The sequence below is a fragment of the Citricoccus parietis genome (assembly GCF_042433045.1).
GTDB lineage: Bacteria > Actinomycetota > Actinomycetes > Actinomycetales > Micrococcaceae > Citricoccus > Citricoccus parietis.
This window is the reverse complement of record NZ_JBHLWH010000027.1, coordinates 136,795-153,316: the sequence shown is the minus strand read 5'-3', so window position 1 is coordinate 153,316 and position 16,522 is coordinate 136,795. Positions and strand designations below refer to the sequence as shown.

Genomic DNA, 16,522 nt, shown 5'->3' with positions numbered 1-16,522 from the left:
CGGCCGCGGCGGGAGGGGTGACGGCCTAGGCTGTCTCAGGTGAGTACTACGGATTCCCAGTCCACCCCGGAGGCCCTGGCTGCCTTGCCGCTGCGCGATAACCTGCGGGGCCTGAGTCCCTATGGCGCCCCGCAGCTGGATGTGCCCGTCACGTTGAACACCAACGAGAACACGCATCCCGTGCCGGACGAGGTGGTGCACGCGATCACGGCCTCCGTGGCCGAGGCCGCCGTGACACTGAACCGCTACCCGGACCGTGAGTTCACCGAACTGCGCAAGCGGCTGGCGGAGTACCTGGGTCATGGACTGTCTGAGACGCAGCTGTGGGCCGCCAACGGTTCCAACGAGATCCTGCAGCAGCTGCTCCAGGCCTTCGGGGGCCCCGGACGAACGGTCATGGGCTTTCCTCCCACCTACTCCATGTACCCGCTGCTGGCAGCGGGTACGGACACCGGCTACCTGGCCGGTGTGCGCGGGGAGAACTTCTCCCTGTCGGCCGCCTCGGCCGCACAGCAGGTGGCCGAGCACCGGCCGAACGTCGTGCTGCTGTGCTCGCCGAACAATCCCACCGGCACGGCCCTCGGCCTGGATGTGGTCGAGGCCGTCTACGAGGCAGCCGAGGCCCACCAGGGCATGGTCGTCGTGGACGAGGCGTACGCCGAGTTCGCCCTCGACGGCACCGCTTCGGCGCTGTCCCTGTTGCCGGGCCGGCCCCGTCTCGTGGTGACCCGCACCATGTCCAAGGCCTTCGCCCTCGCCGGTGCCCGTCTCGGATACCTGGCCGCCGCACCCGAGGTCACCGACGCCCTGCGCCTGGTGCGGTTGCCCTACCACCTCTCCGCCGTGTCCCAGGCGACGGCCAACGCCGCGCTGCAGCACTACGGCGTGCTGCTGGAGACCGTCGAGGACATCAAGCGCCAGCGGGACCGGATCGTCGAGGGCCTGCGTGCCCTGGGTCTCGATCCGGCCGTCTCGGACTCCAACTTCGTGTTCTTCGGCGGACTCGGGGATGCCCATGCCGTGTGGCAGGGGCTGCTGGACCGCGGGGTGCTGGTGCGCGACGTCGGCATCGCCCACCACCTGCGCGTCACCGCCGGTACCGAGACCGAGACCACGGCCTTCCTCGACGCCCTCGCGGAGGTCCTGGCCGTGTAGGGGCGCGGAGCCACCGATCTCCGGCCTACCTCCTGCGCGCCCGGAGTCCCGATGGAGCCCGATAGAATAGACCACCGAATCGCCTCACCGTGGCGGTCCGTCGTCGTCACGAGAGAGCATCCACCACAGCAAGGAGCTGAGCCGCCATGGGCGCAGAGCTGATATCCGGACGCAAGGCCCGGATCCAGCGGACCACTTCCGAGTCCGACGTCTACGTCGAGATGGACCTGGACGGAACCGGCACGTCGGAGATCTCCACCACGGTGCCGTTCTACGACCACATGCTGACGGCCCTGGCCAAGCACTCCCAGATCGACCTGACGGTGCGGGCCACGGGGGACATCGAGATCGATGTGCACCACACCGTCGAGGACGTGGCGATCTCCCTCGGCGAGGTCCTGAAGACCGCGCTGGGGGACAAGTCGGGCATCCGCCGCTTCGGCGAGGCCTCGGTGCCGCTGGACGAGGCGCTGGCGCGCGCCGTCGTCGACGTCTCCGGGCGCCCCTACCTGGTGCACGAGGGCGAGCCGGAAGGTCAGCAGTACCACCTGATCGGCGGTCACTTCACCGGGTCCATGACCCGCCACGTCTTCGAGGCCATCACCTACCACGCGTCCATCTGCCTGCACATGGACGTCGTCCGCGGCCGGGACCCCCACCACATCGTGGAAGCGCAGTTCAAGGCGTTCGCCCGGGCCCTGCGCGCCGCGGTGGAGGACGACCCGCGGGTGACCGGGGTGCCCTCCACGAAGGGAGCGCTATGACCGGAACTCGACCGACCGTCGCCGTCCTCGACTACGGCTCCGGCAACACGCACTCCGCCGTGCGCGCCCTCCAGCGGGCCGGGGCGGACGTCGAACTGACGGCGGACGCGGACACCGTGATGAACGCGGACGGACTCGTGGTCCCCGGCGTGGGCGCCTTCCAGTCCGTCATGGAGGCCCTCCAGGCCACCGGCGCCACCCGGTGGATCGGCCGCCGCGTGGCCGGCGGCCGGCCCGTGCTCGGCATCTGCGTGGGCCACCAGATCCTGTTCGACGCCGGCGTGGAGCACGGCGTACGCACCGAAGGCATGGCTGAGTGGCCCGGCGTGGTGGAGGCGCTGCCGGCCCCGATCGTGCCGCACATGGGCTGGAACACCGTGCGGCCGCCCGCCGGCTCGGACCTGTTCCGGGGCATCGAGGACGAGCGCTTCTACTTCGTGCACTCCTACGGGGTGCTGGACTGGACCTTCGACCAGACCCACCAGGCGATGAACCCGCCGCGGGTGACCTGGTCGAACCACGGGGCCGACTTCATCGCCGCCGTGGAGAACGGTCCGCTGTCCGCCACGCAGTTCCACCCGGAGAAGTCCGGGGACGCCGGCATGCAGCTGCTCACCAACTGGCTCGGAACCCTCTGATGCCGTACTGGACCACCCTGCTCATCGCGCTGGGCGGCCTGCTGCTCGGCGGGGCCTACTCCCTGCGCAAGCAGGAGTTCCCGGTGTGGCTGCAGATCGGATTCGTGGTCTGCGCCGTGATGGCGATCGTGGCCGGATTCCTGCTGCTCCCGTAGGCATCCGGCCCACGCCGAATCAATCGATTCACCCGAATCATCCGGATCACCCCCTGACCCTGTTGTCTTTACTGCTGTTGTCTCCATTTCCGCATTCCCGAAAGGACCCACGTTGACCGAGAAGAAGCTTGAACTGCTGCCCGCCGTGGACGTCCAGGACGGCCAAGCCGTCCGGCTCGTCCAGGGCGAGGCCGGCACCGCCACCGGGTACGGAGAACCCCTGGAGGCCGCTCTGGCCTTCCAGCAGGCCGGCGCCGAGTGGATCCACCTGGTGGACCTGGACGCCGCCTTCGGCCGTGGGGACAACCGCGAGGTCATGTCCCGCGTGGTCACCGAATTGGGTGTGAAGATCGAGCTCTCCGGCGGCATCCGGGACGACGCCTCGCTGGAGAACGCCCTGGAGATGGGCGCCACCCGCGTCAACCTCGGCACCGCCGCCCTGGAGGACCCCGAGTGGACCGCACGGGTCATCGAGCGCTTCGGTGACCAGATCGCCGTCGGGCTGGACGTGCGCGGCACCACCCTGGCCGCCCGCGGCTGGACGAAGGAGGGCGGGGACCTCTGGGAGGTGCTGGCCCGCCTCGAGGAGGCCGGCTGCGCCCGCTACGTGGTCACGGATGTCACCAAGGACGGCACGCTGAAGGGCCCGAACACCGAGCTGCTGGCGCAGGTCGCCGAGAAGACCGCCAAGCCCGTGGTGGCCTCCGGCGGTATCTCCTCGCTGGAGGACATCGCCGCGCTCTACGAGATGGTGGGCGTGGCCGGCTCTGCTGCTGCCGCCGGCGTTGAGGGCGCCATCATGGGCAAGGCCCTCTACGCCGGCCGGTTCACGCTCGAGCAGGCGCTCGCCGTCGCCTCCGGAGCCACCCTCGATGCGGCGGTGGCGGAGCACCCCGCCCCGTGACCGGTTCCGATTCCGGCCGTCACCTCCCCGGGCACATCCAGGCCGCCATCCAGCGCAACCTGGAGCGCCAGCACCGGGACGACGCCGGCCGCCCCGCCGACTCGGCCGGTCTCGCCTGGGAGGGCCGGGACCTCTCCGGAGAGGGGATCGACGGCTCCGCCAACCCGCTGCACGCGTTCGACACGGACGACGGCACCGCGGACCCCGCCTGGGGTCCGGTCCTGGACCGGTTGGCGGCCGGGAAAGCGGGGGAGCCTGACGTGGTGGACGTGCTGTCCCGCACGCGCGTGTTCGCCGCCGTGCTGCCCACCGTGGTGGAGATGGCTGAGGAGATGGCCGACGATCACCAGGGGCACGATCACGCCGACGTCCACCAGCACGGGGGCAAGCACGGGGACAAGGAGTCGGACATCGCCCTGGTGACGCTGAAAGCTCCGGACGGCCGGACGGCTCTGCCCGTCTTCACGAACGTCCCGGCCCTGACGGCCTGGCATCCGCAGGCCCGGCCCGTGGCCACGTGGATGCCGCGCGCGTGCCTGTCCGCGGTGGACGAGGGAGCCGAACTGGTCGTGGTGGATCCGGCGGCCGAGCGCACCTTCGTGGTGCGGCGCCCCGCCGTGTGGGCGCTCGCCCAGCAGCAGGTCTGGACGCCGTCATACGCGGATGAGGCCCTGGCCGGTGAACTGGCGTCCGTGGTGGACCTGGTGCCCGGACTGGAGCGCATCGGCCTGGCGCCGGGCTCCGGGGTGGCCTCCCGCACCGCCTCCGGTGCCGTGCTGCCCGGCGGTGGTTCCGGGCCCGAGCTGCGGCTGGTGGCCTACCCGCAGCTGGCGCTGAGTGCGGCCCAGGACGAGGCCGGGCTGCGGCTGATGGCCGCGACCCTGCAGCAGGTGCTCGGCGAGGTGCCCTCCCTGGCGGAGAAGGCGGACTCGGTGGAGATCACCGTCAGTCGCTGAGGGAGGCGGGCTCCTCGCCTTCCAACGACCGGCCCAGCCGGGAGAACACCCGGAGCAGCGTCTCGGCCTCGCCGTCCTCGAGGCGGTCCAGGAACAGGTCCTGCACCTGGCGCGAGTGCACGGCCGCAGCCTTGCGGAAGAGGTGCCGGCCGGCGTCGCTGATCACGGCCTCCGCCCCGCGGCGGTCCGTGGCCGCGGCGCACCGTTCCACCAGGCCGCGTTGCTCCAGGGTCTTGACCTGGTAGGTCACGCGGGAGGGGGAGAAGACCATCAGCCGGGCCAACTCACCCATGCGCAGCCGCCCCCCCGGCGCCTCGGAGAGCAGCAACAGCAGGTTGTAGTCGGCCAGGTGCAGTCCGGCCGACTCCTTCAGCGTCCGGTCGAGTCGGTCCTGCAGCAGGGCCGTGGCCTCGAAGTAGGCCCGCCACCCCTGGCGTTGCACACCGGTCTCGTGGGCGCCCGGGGCGGAGGTCCGGGACCAGGCGTCAGTTTCCGCGGAGGAGTTGGTCAAAGGGGATCACCTCCACGGGCTTGGCCTCGCCGGTGGCCCGGCGTGGGCGGGCCGGCAGCCGCCCGACCACCGAGGCCAGGTCGGCACCGGCGGCCTCGATGCGCGTCTGCAGCGGAGTGGTCCGGGCCGATTCCTGTCCGCCGGTGACCTCGCCCCAGTCGTCCGAGGCGGCGAACACCGAGGAGGACAGGACCTTGGAGCGCAGGTAGCTGAACAGCGGCCGCAGCGCGGTATCGATCATCAGCGAATGGCGGGGCGTGCCTCCGGTGGCGCCGAGCAGCACGGGGACGCCACGCAGGGCATCGTTGTCCACCAGGTCCCAGAAGGCCTTGAACAGGCCGGAGTAGCTGGCCTTGAAGGTGGGGGACACAGTGACGATGCCGTCGGCCTGCTCCACCTGGTCCAGTGCGGCCTGCAGGGCTGCGGACCGGGACGGGTTGACCGTGGCCTCGGCGATCTCCGTGGCCAGCAGTCGCAGCTCCACCACATGGATCTCGGGGACGATCCCCTCGGCGGAGAGGTGGTCCGCCGCGGCCGTGGCCATCCGGTTCGCCAGCATCAGCGAGGAGGACGGATCGCCGAGTCCGCCGGAGACCACCACGAGGTGCCGGGCCTGCGGCGTGAACGGGTCCGTGGCGGTGGGGGAGCCGAAGTCCGGGATCTCTTCCATGGCTCAACTCTCCTTCGTGCTGGTGCTCGGGGCGGCATCAGCGCTGGACGCGGCCTGGGCGGCACGTTCCTGCGCATCCTTCCAGGCCTGTGAGCCCTCCTTGCCTCCGGGGACGGGGGCCTCGCCGCGCCGCGCCCGCTCCACGAGGAACTCGTGGCTCGGGGCCTCGGGCACGTCCGCGGGCTTGAGGGCCGCGAACTCCCGGCGCAGCACCGGCAGCACCTCCTCGCCCATCAGGTCGATCTGCTCCAGCACCACGTCGGTCGGCAGGCCGGCGTGGTCCATGAGGAACATCTGCCGCTGGTAGTCACCCACCCAGTCGCGGAACTCCAGCGTGCGCTCGATGACCTGCTGCGGGGAACCCACCGTCAGCGGGGTCATCTTGGTGAACTGCTCCAAGGACGGGCCGTGGCCGTACACCGGGGCGTTGTCGAAGTACGGGCGGAACTGCTTCACGGCGTCCTGTGAGTTCTTGGCCATGAAGGTCTGGCCGCCCAGGCCCACGTAGGCCTGGTGGGCCTGGCCGTGGCCGTAGTACTCGTAGCGCTGACGGTAGAGCTGCACCATCTGGATGATGTGCTCCTTGTTCCAGAAGATGTTGTTGTGGAAGAACCCGTCACCGTAGTAGGCGGCCTGCTCGGCGATCTCCGCGGAGCGGATGGAGCCGTGCCAGACGAACGGTGCGACCCCGTCCAGGGGCTGTGGGGTCAGCGTGAAGTCCTGCAGCGGGGTGCGGAAGCGGCCCTGCCAGTCGATGGTCTCCTCGTGCCACAGGCGGTAGAGCAGGTGGTAGTTCTCCACGGCCAGAGGGATGCCCTGGCGGATGTCCTTGCCGAACCAGGGGTAGACCGGACCCGTGTTGCCGCGGCCCATGGTCAGGTCCACGCGGCCATCGGCCAGGTGCTGCAGGTAGGAGTAGTCCTCGGCCAGGCGCACCGGGTCCATGGTGGTGATCAGCGTGGTGGCGGTGGAGAGGATGAGTTTCTCGGTCTGTGCCGCCAGGAACGCCAGCAGGGTGGGCGGGTTGCCCGGGGCCACGAAGGGCGGGTTGTGGTGCTGGCCGGTGGCGAAGACCTCGAAGCCGGCCTGCTCGGCGTGCTTCGCGATCTTCACAGTGTCCTTGATGCGCTGGTGCTCGGTGGGCGTCGTCCCGTTGGTGGGGTCCGTGGTGATGTCGCTGATGGTGAAGATGCCGAACTGCATGGTTGCTCCTAGCTGGCTTCCGGGGTGGCCGCCGGTGGGCCTCGTTCTAAGTATTGCAAATTTGAATCATCTGGTCCAACGGTGGGACGCCGCGGACTATTCCCTGCTCGGCCCCTGCTCTGCTCCCTGCTCCTCACCGGCCCTCATCGCGCGTCCGGTTGAACCGTGCGGCCGGGGGAGGGGAGACTGGGCGCATGAACCCCACGAGCAGCCTGAGCGGTCAGAACCTGTTGGTGATGCAGCAGGTCACCGGCTTCATGTCCAACGACTTCGCGATCGAGAACGGCGAGGGGAACGTGGTGGCCCACGGTCACACTCGGGGCTCGGCGGCCTCACGGATGTTCCGCGGCAACCGCCAGTTCGAGATCCAGGACCTGGACGGCACCCCGCTGTTCCGGGTGGAGGATCCCATGACCCTCGGCCGGGACCGGTACCGGGTCACCGGCCCCCTCGGGGAACCCATCGCCGAGATCGTCCAGCGGATCTCCTTCTTCCGTACCTCCGTGGCGATCTCCGTGGTGGACGGCACGGACCTGCAGTTGGACGGTTCGCTGTCCGGGTTCTCCTTCCGCCTGATGGCGGGGCAGGCGCCGGTGGCCAGCGTGGACCGGAAGTGGGCCGGGTTCGGCAGGGCCATGCTGGGCCGCAGCCGCTATGCGATGGAGCTGGATCCCGGCATGCCGGAGGTGGTGCGTTACGCCGTCATCGGCAGCGTGATCGCCCTCGACCTGATCCGGGACAAGGCCAACAACAGCAACTGAGCCGTGCCCGCCCGGCTACGCCCGGGTAACCTGATGCCGTGAACTTCGCCGCCTACGGGCACCTGCTGCGGGACGTGCGCATCCGCCGTGTCCTGGGCGTGGGATTCATCGCGCGATTCCCCAATGCGGCCACGGGCATCATCCTGACCCTGCACGTGGCCGTGACCATGGACCTGGGCTACGGGGCGGCCGGCCTGGCCGTGGCGGCCATGACGCTGGGCATGGCCGTGGGCTCGCCGTGGCGCGGCCGGCTGGTGGACCGGCTCGGACTGCGCCGGGCCCTGGTTCCCTCCGTGGTCACGCTGGGGGCGGTGTGGACCGCCGTGCCCTTCCTGCCGTTCCCCTGGTTATTGTTCGGTGCCTTCCTCGGCGGACTGTTCGCCCTGCCCGTCTTCTCCGTGGTGCGTCAGTCCATCGGCGTGCTCACCCACGGTGCGCGGCGCGAGACTGCGTTCGCGCTGGACTCGATCATCACCGAGACCATCTTCATGGTCGGCCCCGCGCTGGGTGCCGTGGTCGCCACCAGCTGGTCGAGTGCCTGGGGGCTGGCGATCATCGGCTGGTCCGCCGTGGCCGCCGGACTCTACCTGATGTGGTTCAACCCGCCCACGCGCTCCTCCCAGCTCGGGACCTTCCTGGCCCAGCCCGGCACCGAGCGAGAATACTCCGCCGAGGAGGACCTGCGGCGGGCGGTGGACGGATCCGTGCAGGGGGCTCCGGCGCACCTGGACCTCACGGCCACCGAACTGGCCACCGGCGCACTGCCGGTGATCCGCTCCACACCCCAGCACGACGCCGGCCCGCGCCCGGATGCCCACGCTCACCCGGGTGCCGGTGCGGATTCCCGCGCGGACTCGCCGGCCGCTGCCGCGGCCCGGCCCGGTCCGCTGGCCCGGCTGCGCGCCTCCTTCGGCTGGCTCAGCGGCACCGCGCTCGCGGTGCTGGCCGTGTCCCTGGGCTCCGGGATGCTGATGTCCGGCACCGAGGTGGCGATCGTCGCGGAACTGGAACGCTCGGGCCAGGCCGCCCAGGCCGGCGTCGTGATCGCGTTCTGGTGCGGGGCCTCGGCCGTCGGCGGCATCCTCTATGGGGCCATGGGCCGGCGGATCTCCCCGTTGCTGCTGCTCGCACTCTTCGCCCTCGGCACGCTGCCGATGGCGCTCGTGGACGGCATGTGGGCGCTCGCGGTGGTCTCCCTGATCTCGGGACTGTTCACGGCACCGACCCTCGCGGCCGCCTCCGCCCTGATGTCCACCGTGGTGACCGAAGAGCGGCGCGGTGAGGCCTTGGGCTACTACGGTTCGGCCATGACCGCCGGTGCCGCGCTGGGCGCCCCGGTCTCCGGTGCCTTCATCGACGGCATCTCGCCCGAGGCGGGGTACCTGTTCGCCGGGCTGATCGCCCTGGCCATGGTGGGCCTGGCCGTGGCGGCACGTTTTCTCGTGCGGCGTCGCCGCGCGCGGCGCTGACCCGCTTCCCGGCGCGAGCCGGTTTCCGGTTCGACCCGGTGACTCAGCCCGAGACGCGTTCCAACGTGGCGAGCGTGCGTGCCAGGACCAGCTCGGTGGCGGCGGGGTCGAAGTCCGGGTGGCCCTGCTCGGTGAACAAGTGCTGGTCGCCCGGGTACTCGTAGACCTCGGCGACGTTCCCGGCCAGCCGCCAGGCCACCGGCCGGTCGTCCTCTCCCCACGGATCACTGCTCTTCAGGTGCAGGTCCAGCGCGACGCCATCTGGCCAGTGGGGTGCGAACTGGTCCACCGGCAGCGCCGCGGAGACGGCGATGCAGGCGCGGGCTGACGGCCGCGTCTGGGCTAGCCGGTAGGCCGGCAGGGCACCCAGGGAGATGCCGAGGAAAACCGTGGCCCCCGGGTGGGCGGCCGCCGCCTCGTCCGCCCGCTGCAGGATGCCGTCCACGCCCACGTCCTGCTCGGCATGGGCCACCCCCTCCTCGATGGTGCCGAAGGTACGGCCGGCGAAGAGGTCGGGGGTGTGCACCGTAGGCCCGGCGTCGGCGAGACGCCCGGCCAGCCAGCGGACGCCGTCGGTCAATCCCAGGGCGTGGTGGAACAGCAGGATCTCAGTCATGGTGAGGATTATTCGCCAGCGGCGGTGCGCGCGGTACCGCTGGCGGTCGCGGTGGTGCCCCGACGGGCGAACAGGGCGTCGACCCCGGCCGTGATGAGGTCGAGGCCCATGGAGTATTCGGCCTCGACGTCGGCTCGGTGGCGGCTTGCTCGGCAGCGTCAGGCCCGCTGACGCCGTCGGGTCCGTCGATGGGGTCACCCATAAAGCGGCCGGTCGAGACCATGGCGGCCAAGTGGGGGAAGTCCTCGGGCGTGATGACGGTGGAGAGGCGTTCCCCTGATGAACGGCAGGGATCCCGGGGCCGATCCCTGGATCGCCGTGGCCTGGTGCCTAGGGTTCATGGCAATCGCGATCTGGCTCATCGCCGTGGTGTTCCCGCGGAAGACGGCCCGGTGACCACGTCTGCGGGAGCGCCCGCCGTCAGCTGAACGGCGACGCCGGGAGCCGGGTGGTCCGGTGAGATCATGACCGCCCGCCCCGGAACCTCCTTCACGCGCTGCAACGTCGGCCACACCATCCGGTGTTCCGGGGTGGAGCCGGCCGGAAGGTAGAAACGCGTGGGAACCAGGCCCAGGATGCGACCACCGGCCAGTTCTCGGGCTCCGAACAGCGCGGCGGCCAGCACCTCGGGACCATGGTCCCGCAGGAGGATGGCCAGATGCTCCTCCACCGTCTCGTAGCCCGTTCCGACGCGTTGCGCCGACCAACGCCCCCACGAGGTCACCACGAGATGGACGAGGTGACGCCCTGCCAGGTGACCCTTTAACTGCTCCAGTAGGTCCGCCAGGTCCTGCGGGGTGGCCCGGTCTGCTGCGAGCACGCTCCAGGAATCCGGCGCCCCGAGCGAATCCGACACGCCATTGCCGTCCAGCACGAAGGTCGGGACGGCGGGGTCCAGGCGCGCGAGGTGGTCGAGAACGGCCCGCGCTGCCACGTCGACGCCTCCGGCCGTCGTGCCGATCCAGGCCACCGGGCCGTCCCGCCCCGGCAACCAGCGCACGACGCGCTGCGCCCTCTCGTGGTGAAGATCGGCCAGGCCCACGATGGCGGCCTCCGGCAGCTCCGACCGGTCCTGTGGCGTCGGGGTCCACTGTCCGGGGAGTGCGGGCGTGACAGCCTTTGCGGGAACCGGCAGGGCGCGGGAGACGGCCTCGGCGCCGATCCGGACCGTCAGGTCCCGCCAGGGCGCCGGATCGGCATCGGGCTCACCGTCGGTCCATCGGACCAGGGTCGGAGGGCCGGTCGTCACCGAGAACTGACCTGCCTGGAAGGGCCTTGGCGGTCCGCCGCCGTGCCTCAGATAGGCGCGTCCCGGGGAATCGGCGGCGATCGTCACGGCGTCGGCAGTGCCCAACAGGTCCCACGACTCCTGCTCGGTGGCCGTGCGCAGGCAGATCACGGTGCCCAGATTGGACCGGACATCGGGGCTGACGGCACCTTGTGCCCGCTGGGTGGCCAGGACGAGGTGGAATCCGAGTGATCGTCCTGTGGCGGCCAGCCGGGCCAGCAGCGCGGCGGCCTGGGGATGGTCGTCGACGAGAACACGGAGCTCATCGATGGCCACCACCAGGCGTGGCAGATCCGCGTTCGGGTGGGCATGCCGGTAGGCACGGAAGTCTGCTGCACCGGCGGCCAGGAACAGCTCTTCCCGGCGGCGCAGCTCGGCCGAGAGGGCATCGAAGGTGCGCAGCGACTCCGCTTCCGCGAGATTGGTCTCCACCGACATGGTGTGGGGTAGCCCGGCCAGGACTGCAAAGGACGATCCACCCTTGAAGTCCATCAGGACGAAGGACACCTCGGTGGGCGGATAGGCGGCGGCGAGGCCCGTCAACAAGGTCAGCAGCAGCTCCGATTTGCCCGAGCCAGTGGTGCCGGCGATGAGCAGGTGTGGCCCGTGGGCGACGAGGTCGATGGTCACGGGGTCTTCGCCAGGTGACAGCTCGGCCCGGAGGGACTCGACGCCCGGTTGTTCCATCAGGGGCTGAGGCAGGACCAAGCGGATCGGGTCCCGGTCCACCTCCGGTCGGTGTGCCGCGCCCATCTCGTCCAGCAACCAGGTTGCGGTCCGGGCGGTCATGCCGTGCCACCGCAGAGCCGCAAAATCCAGGCCTGCGAGCGATGCAACTCCGTGGTCCGCCTCCACCCGGTCGTCCTGGCCTGGCGTGCCGCCGGCCATGGCCTCAGGATGTTGTTCTCGACCTGCATCACAGAGCAGCACACGGTGCCATCCGGCAGGAAGGTCCCGGGCAGATGCCCCGGGCCAGCAGACGATGGTGCCGGCTGAGGCCTGGGACGCACCACCCCACGGGGTGTCACCCCGAGCCGTCCGCATCACCACGCCTCGGCCTGAGGCGATCCCGTCACGGCACAACTGCACGTGCAGCCACCGTCCCATGGCCTGCAAGGTGGAGGGCTGCCCCGTGACGACCGTCGTCCGGCCGGGGAGCAACACCGAACTGACGGGCAGATCCACTGTGGACCAGCGGGCCCACTGGTCGCCCTCTTTCGCGGACTCCACCCGGAGGCGGGCGGTCCCGGTGCCCCAGCGGATGACCGGACCGTCCGTTGGAACACCGTCCAGGCCGAAGCGATCCACGGAGTCGGCCCGCGCGGCTAGAGCGAGGCGCCCTGGGGTGGGCGCCAGATCATCGAGCCGCGCGGTGATCCGCTCGGCTTCATCCCGGATTCGCCGGCCGTGGCGCCGAGACGCCGCTCGGTGCTGGAACCCCATGACGGCCACGACGGCCACCGAGACGAGACTGAACAACAGGAAATACCACAGGCCGGTGACCACGGCCATGACCACTCCGATGACCAGGGGCCCGGCAGCCATGATGGCCTGGAGCACCGCATTCGGCCGAGCTGGTTCTGGCCCGGGGTCCACGACCGGGTCCGGGATCGATCGGATGGGTGACAGGGGGTCAGGCCGGTCGCGGACCAGGCGGAAGGTCGAGCTGCCGGCCGTGTAGTGCTGGTCCCCGGTCCAGAGCAGGTGTGCCGGACGCTGATCCGTATCCGCCTCGGTGACGAGCACACCTTCCGCATCGACCTCCAGCCGGAAATGTGGGGCGGACAGATAGGGATCGGTGACGAGCCATTCGGCGTGATTCCGGCCCACGGTGAGTCCGGAACGGGGCAGCGGGGCCAGCCGGCCGGCGTCGGGACCGTCTTCGGCCACCACCGTGACATCCGGCCCAAGGCCTCGGGTATTCGCGCTGTCTCCGGGGCGGGCGACCACGGTCAGGTGGTCCCGAGTGGGCAGCCGCCCGTCAGTAGGCCGACCAGGCCGGCCGGCGTCGCCGTCGACGCCCGAGAAGCGGTATCCGGGGAATCGGTCGCGCAATAGACCGTCAACCAAGCTGACGGAATCAGGACCGGCGGTTGGCGGGCCATTGACCACCTTCCACCATTGCCCTTCCGTCGCCGGCAGGCCCAGTATTCTCAACCACACGCCAGGTTGCCTCCCGCAGTGCTGATGTTCCTCACGCCAGAATGCCGTGAAGGCAGGTGGTCTGGGGATCGGGGTCAGCGAGAGTGTGGATAACAGGCTCGAAGCCTGGATATCCACAGTTCACTGGGGATGCAGTGGGTTGGGAGTCCAGAATTCTGTACGCTCAGTCCCAGGTTGAGGCCCGATCGGGTCGTCATGGAGGGGAAACCATGGAAGCCATTCGTATTCTCGAGGATGAGGTCCGCGAGCTGATCCGCCGACGGGGCATGGATCCGCAGCGTGAGCCGGAGGAGATGCGTCGTCTGGTGCAAGCCGCCACGGCGGACTATGACGCGCGTTCCTTGATCGGTTCGCTGCCGCTGCTGCCGGACCGTGACGACGCGGAGAAGACTGTCTTCGACTCCGTGGCCGGTTTCGGAGTGCTCCAGCCATTACTGGATGATGACACGGTGGAGGAGATCTGGATCAACTCGCCCACGGCCGTATTCTGCGCGCGGGGCGGTGTGTCCGAGCTGACCAACATTTCGTTGACCGAGGAGAACGTCCGGGACCTGGTCGAGCGCATGCTGAAGTCCTCGGGCCGCCGTCTGGACCTGTCCTCCCCGTTCGTGGACGCGGCTCTGCCGGACGGTTCACGCCTGCACGTGGTCATCCCGGATATCACTCGCCGGCATTGGTCCGTCAATATCAGGAAATTCGTGGTCCGAGCCCATAGGGTCGAGGACCTGGTGCGGTCCGGATCCCTGAGCGCGGATGCCGCGCGCTTCCTCGACGCGAGTGTGGACGCCGGATTGAACATCCTGGTGTCCGGAGCCACCCAGTCCGGCAAGACCACCATGCTCAATTGCCTGTCGGCCTCCATCGGCAGCCGGGAACGTGTGGTGACCGTCGAGGAGATCTTCGAACTCAAGCTGCCCTTGCGTGACGTGGTCCAGATGCAGTGCCGCCAGCCGAACCTGGAGGGCCACGGCGAGATTCCCCTGCGCCGTCTCGTGAAGGAGGCGCTGCGCATGCGCCCGGACCGGCTGATTGTGGGGGAGGTCCGCGAAGCCGAGAGCCTGGACATGCTCGTGGCCCTCAACAGTGGCCTTCCCGGTATGTGCACGTTGCATGCCAACAGTGCATCGGACGCCCTGACGAAGATCTGCACGCTGCCCCTGATGGCCGGCGAGAACATCTCCCGGAACTTCGTGGTCCCGACGGTGGCGTCCTGTTTCGACCTCGTGGTGCATTGTGCTCGGGACCGCCACGGCCGCCGGTACGTGGAGGAGATCCTGTCCGTCGGCAGCCGGGTGGAGGAGGGGATCATCGAGTCCTCGACCGTCTTCCACCGTGTTGACGGCCAACTGGTCCTCAGCCCCTCCGCCATGTTGGAGAACCGCAAACTCGAATCCCGGGGCTATGACGTGCGATCCGTGGTGGGGGTCGGCTGATGGCGCTGTTCCTGGGGTTGATGCTGGGAGCCGGATTGTTCCTGGTGTGGTGGTCGTTCTGGCCACGCGGGGACAAACCGGTGGTGATCCGCCGGGACAGCAACCTGCGGCAACTGCTCGCCCGCGCCGGCGTCGAGCAGGTCGGCCCTGCCGGTGTGGTGGCAGCGATGATCGGCTGCGGAATGGTGGCGCTGTTGCTGGTCTTCATCGTGACGCGGGCCCTGCCGATCGCGTTGTGCTTTGGCCTGTTCGGGGCGCTGGTGCCGTGGGTCGCGCTGAATTGGCAGGCGAAGAAGCGGCGCACCCTGCTGCGCGATGTGTGGCCAGACGCTGTGGACCACCTCCGCTCGGCCATCCGCGCCGGCCTGACACTGCCGGAGGCACTCATCCAGCTGGGGGACAAGGGGCCGGAGGAACTCCAGCCGGCCTTCCGCGAGTTCGCCCGGGACTACCGTTCGGGACTGCGGTTCATGGATGCCCTGGACAACCTCAAGTTCAGGATGGCCGATCCGGTGGCCGACCGCCTGATCGCCGCCCTGCGGCTGACCCGGGAGGTCGGCGGCGCGGACATCGGCAACCTGCTGTCCACCCTCGCCGAGTTCCTGCGCGAGGATGCCCGGACTCGCAGCGAACTGGAGTCCCGTCAGTCCTGGACCGTCAATGCGGCGCGCTTGGCCGTGGCGGCCCCGTGGATCGTGCTTCTGCTGTTGGGAACCCAGCCGGACGCAGTGCGCGTCTATCAAACCTTCACGGGCCTGCTGGTGCTGGCCGGCGGCCTCGTGATCTCCGTCATCTGCTATCAACTCATGCTGAGGATCGGTGCACTGCCGGAAGAGCAGAGGGTTCTGTAGATGACGACGTTGTCCCTGGCCCTGGTCTTGGGGCTCGCCCTCGGGTCCGGGCTGGCCCTGGTGCTGGTGGCGTTGCCCTGGGGGTGGCGGCCCTCGCTGGCACGTCGCGTCGAGCCCCAGCTGAGGCACCATGCACCTGCCTCATCACTGTTGGACGAGCAACAGGTCGTGTCCCCGTGGGGCGCCCTGGGCCGGATCATGCAACCGGTGCTGTCGGCTGGCGTACGGCAGTTGGGACGGTTCAACCTCGGCCACCAATCTCTCGAGCGCAAACTCGATGCCGCGGGATCCGGCCTCTCCGTCCAGGACTACCGGGCCCAGCAGCTCATCGCCGCGGCCGGAGGAGCCGCGTTGGGGGTGACCGGATGCGTGGCGCTCGCGGTCAACGGTGCCCTGAATCCGGTCGTCGGCGTCGTGCTCGTGGGGACCTTGGCCGTGGTGGCCTTCTTCCTCAGGGACAACCTGTTGACCGGCCAGATCAATCGCCGCCGCGCGAGGATCCTCAGCGAGTTCCCCTCCGTGGCGGAGCTGTTCGCGCTGTCCGTCAGCGCCGGGGACAGTGCGGCCGGGGCCCTGGAACGGGTCGCCACCTCGGCCAGGGGAGAACTGGCCGGGGAGTTCTCCACAGTCCTGTCTGACATGCGCTCCGGATCCTCCATCCATGCCGCCCTGAAAGCGTGTGCACGCCGGATCCAGCTGGCGCCGGTGGAACGGTTCATCGAGGGGGTCCTCGTGGCCCTGGAACGGGGCACGCCGCTCGCCGATGTGCTCCGGGCCCAGGCCAAGGACGTCCGTGAGCTGTCCAAGAGGGAGCTGCTGGAGTCCGCCGGCCGCAAGGAGATCGGAATGATGGCGCCCCTGGTCTTCGGCATCCTGCCCCTGACCGTCATCTTCGCCGTGTACCCCGGGATCTCGATCATGAATCTCGGCTTCTGAACCACCACCCGCCCAACAGAATCACTCAGCCGACAACCCTACCGACAAC

Annotated in this window: 16 protein-coding genes; 11 read left to right on the top strand and 5 right to left on the bottom strand. The window is 69.6% G+C overall.

Annotation, left to right across the window (positions count from 1 at the left end; genetic code table 11):
* Window positions 1-39: 39 nt before the first annotated feature.
* From ACFFIO_RS09795 to ACFFIO_RS09770, 6 genes are all read left to right on the top strand, one after another.
* The gene (locus tag ACFFIO_RS09795; protein WP_378041390.1) at window positions 40-1,155 is read left to right on the top strand and encodes a histidinol-phosphate transaminase; all 1,116 of its coding nucleotides are present in this window, start codon (window positions 40-42) and stop codon (window positions 1,153-1,155) included.
* Window positions 1,156-1,301: 146 nt separating this feature from the next.
* Window positions 1,302-1,919 carry an imidazoleglycerol-phosphate dehydratase HisB gene (hisB, locus tag ACFFIO_RS09790; protein ID WP_378041388.1) on the top strand — a complete coding sequence of 206 codons (618 nt, stop codon included), beginning with the start codon at window positions 1,302-1,304 and terminating at the stop codon, window positions 1,917-1,919.
* Window positions 1,916-2,557, top strand: coding sequence for an imidazole glycerol phosphate synthase subunit HisH (hisH, locus tag ACFFIO_RS09785; protein WP_378041386.1), 642 nt, complete (start codon window positions 1,916-1,918; stop codon window positions 2,555-2,557). Before hisB ends, hisH begins: the two co-directional genes overlap by 4 nt.
* Window positions 2,557-2,712 (top strand): CG2302 family histidine operon protein, encoded by a 156-nt coding sequence (locus ACFFIO_RS09780; RefSeq protein WP_170144506.1) that lies wholly within the window; start codon window positions 2,557-2,559, stop codon window positions 2,710-2,712. Before hisH ends, ACFFIO_RS09780 begins: the two co-directional genes overlap by 1 nt.
* 112 nt (window positions 2,713-2,824) lie before the next feature.
* Window positions 2,825-3,616, top strand: a complete 792-nt coding sequence (gene priA, locus ACFFIO_RS09775) for a bifunctional 1-(5-phosphoribosyl)-5-((5-phosphoribosylamino)methylideneamino)imidazole-4-carboxamide isomerase/phosphoribosylanthranilate isomerase PriA (RefSeq protein ID WP_378041384.1) — start codon at window positions 2,825-2,827, stop codon at window positions 3,614-3,616.
* Window positions 3,613-4,572 carry an SseB family protein gene (locus ACFFIO_RS09770; RefSeq protein ID WP_378041382.1) on the top strand — a complete coding sequence of 320 codons (960 nt, stop codon included), beginning with the start codon at window positions 3,613-3,615 and terminating at the stop codon, window positions 4,570-4,572. Before priA ends, ACFFIO_RS09770 begins: the two co-directional genes overlap by 4 nt.
* Here the strand turns inward: ACFFIO_RS09770 and ACFFIO_RS09765 are convergent.
* Genes ACFFIO_RS09765 through ACFFIO_RS09755 form a run of 3 tightly spaced genes read right to left on the bottom strand, consistent with a single transcriptional unit; the run spans window position 4,562 to window position 6,956 of the window.
* On the bottom strand, window positions 4,562-5,083 hold the full coding sequence (locus ACFFIO_RS09765; protein ID WP_378041380.1) for a MarR family winged helix-turn-helix transcriptional regulator: 522 nt from the start codon (window positions 5,081-5,083) through the stop codon (window positions 4,562-4,564). The two genes, ACFFIO_RS09770 and ACFFIO_RS09765, sit on opposite strands and share 11 nt — an antisense overlap.
* Complete coding sequence (locus ACFFIO_RS09760) at window positions 5,058-5,753, bottom strand: CE1759 family FMN reductase (RefSeq protein ID WP_378041379.1); 696 nt, start codon at window positions 5,751-5,753, stop codon at window positions 5,058-5,060. The genes ACFFIO_RS09765 and ACFFIO_RS09760 overlap by 26 nt, the downstream gene beginning before the upstream one ends.
* Window positions 5,754-5,756: 3 nt before the next feature.
* Complete coding sequence (locus tag ACFFIO_RS09755; RefSeq protein WP_378041377.1) at window positions 5,757-6,956, bottom strand: LLM class flavin-dependent oxidoreductase; 1,200 nt, start codon at window positions 6,954-6,956, stop codon at window positions 5,757-5,759.
* Window positions 6,957-7,150: 194 nt separating this feature from the next.
* Between ACFFIO_RS09755 and ACFFIO_RS09750 the strand changes: the two genes are divergently transcribed.
* Window positions 7,151-7,717 (top strand): LURP-one-related/scramblase family protein, encoded by a 567-nt coding sequence (locus tag ACFFIO_RS09750; RefSeq protein WP_378041375.1) that lies wholly within the window; start codon window positions 7,151-7,153, stop codon window positions 7,715-7,717.
* Between the two features lie 38 nt (window positions 7,718-7,755).
* Window positions 7,756-9,186 carry an MFS transporter gene (locus tag ACFFIO_RS09745; protein ID WP_378041373.1) on the top strand — a complete coding sequence of 477 codons (1,431 nt, stop codon included), beginning with the start codon at window positions 7,756-7,758 and terminating at the stop codon, window positions 9,184-9,186.
* A gap of 43 nt (window positions 9,187-9,229) precedes the next feature.
* On the opposite strand, the gene ACFFIO_RS09740 is transcribed toward ACFFIO_RS09745, so the two are convergent.
* Window positions 9,230-9,802 (bottom strand): dienelactone hydrolase family protein, encoded by a 573-nt coding sequence (locus ACFFIO_RS09740; protein WP_378041371.1) that lies wholly within the window; start codon window positions 9,800-9,802, stop codon window positions 9,230-9,232.
* Between the two features lie 358 nt (window positions 9,803-10,160).
* A complete protein-coding gene (locus tag ACFFIO_RS09735) occupies window positions 10,161-13,145 on the bottom strand; it encodes an FtsK/SpoIIIE domain-containing protein (protein ID WP_378041369.1) in 2,985 nt (994 codons plus the stop codon).
* 317 nt (window positions 13,146-13,462) lie between these two features.
* Between ACFFIO_RS09735 and ACFFIO_RS09730 the strand changes: the two genes are divergently transcribed.
* The 3 genes from ACFFIO_RS09730 to ACFFIO_RS09720 are packed head-to-tail and all read left to right on the top strand — an operon-like array spanning window position 13,463 to window position 16,473.
* Window positions 13,463-14,686: a TadA family conjugal transfer-associated ATPase gene (locus tag ACFFIO_RS09730; RefSeq protein ID WP_378041367.1), complete on the top strand. Its 1,224-nt coding sequence runs from the start codon at window positions 13,463-13,465 to the stop codon at window positions 14,684-14,686.
* The gene (locus ACFFIO_RS09725; RefSeq protein ID WP_378041366.1) at window positions 14,686-15,537 is read left to right on the top strand and encodes a type II secretion system F family protein; all 852 of its coding nucleotides are present in this window, start codon (window positions 14,686-14,688) and stop codon (window positions 15,535-15,537) included. The genes ACFFIO_RS09730 and ACFFIO_RS09725 overlap by 1 nt, the downstream gene beginning before the upstream one ends.
* Window positions 15,538-16,473 carry a type II secretion system F family protein gene (locus tag ACFFIO_RS09720; RefSeq protein WP_378041365.1) on the top strand — a complete coding sequence of 312 codons (936 nt, stop codon included), beginning with the start codon at window positions 15,538-15,540 and terminating at the stop codon, window positions 16,471-16,473.
* Window positions 16,474-16,522: the final 49 nt, after the last annotated feature.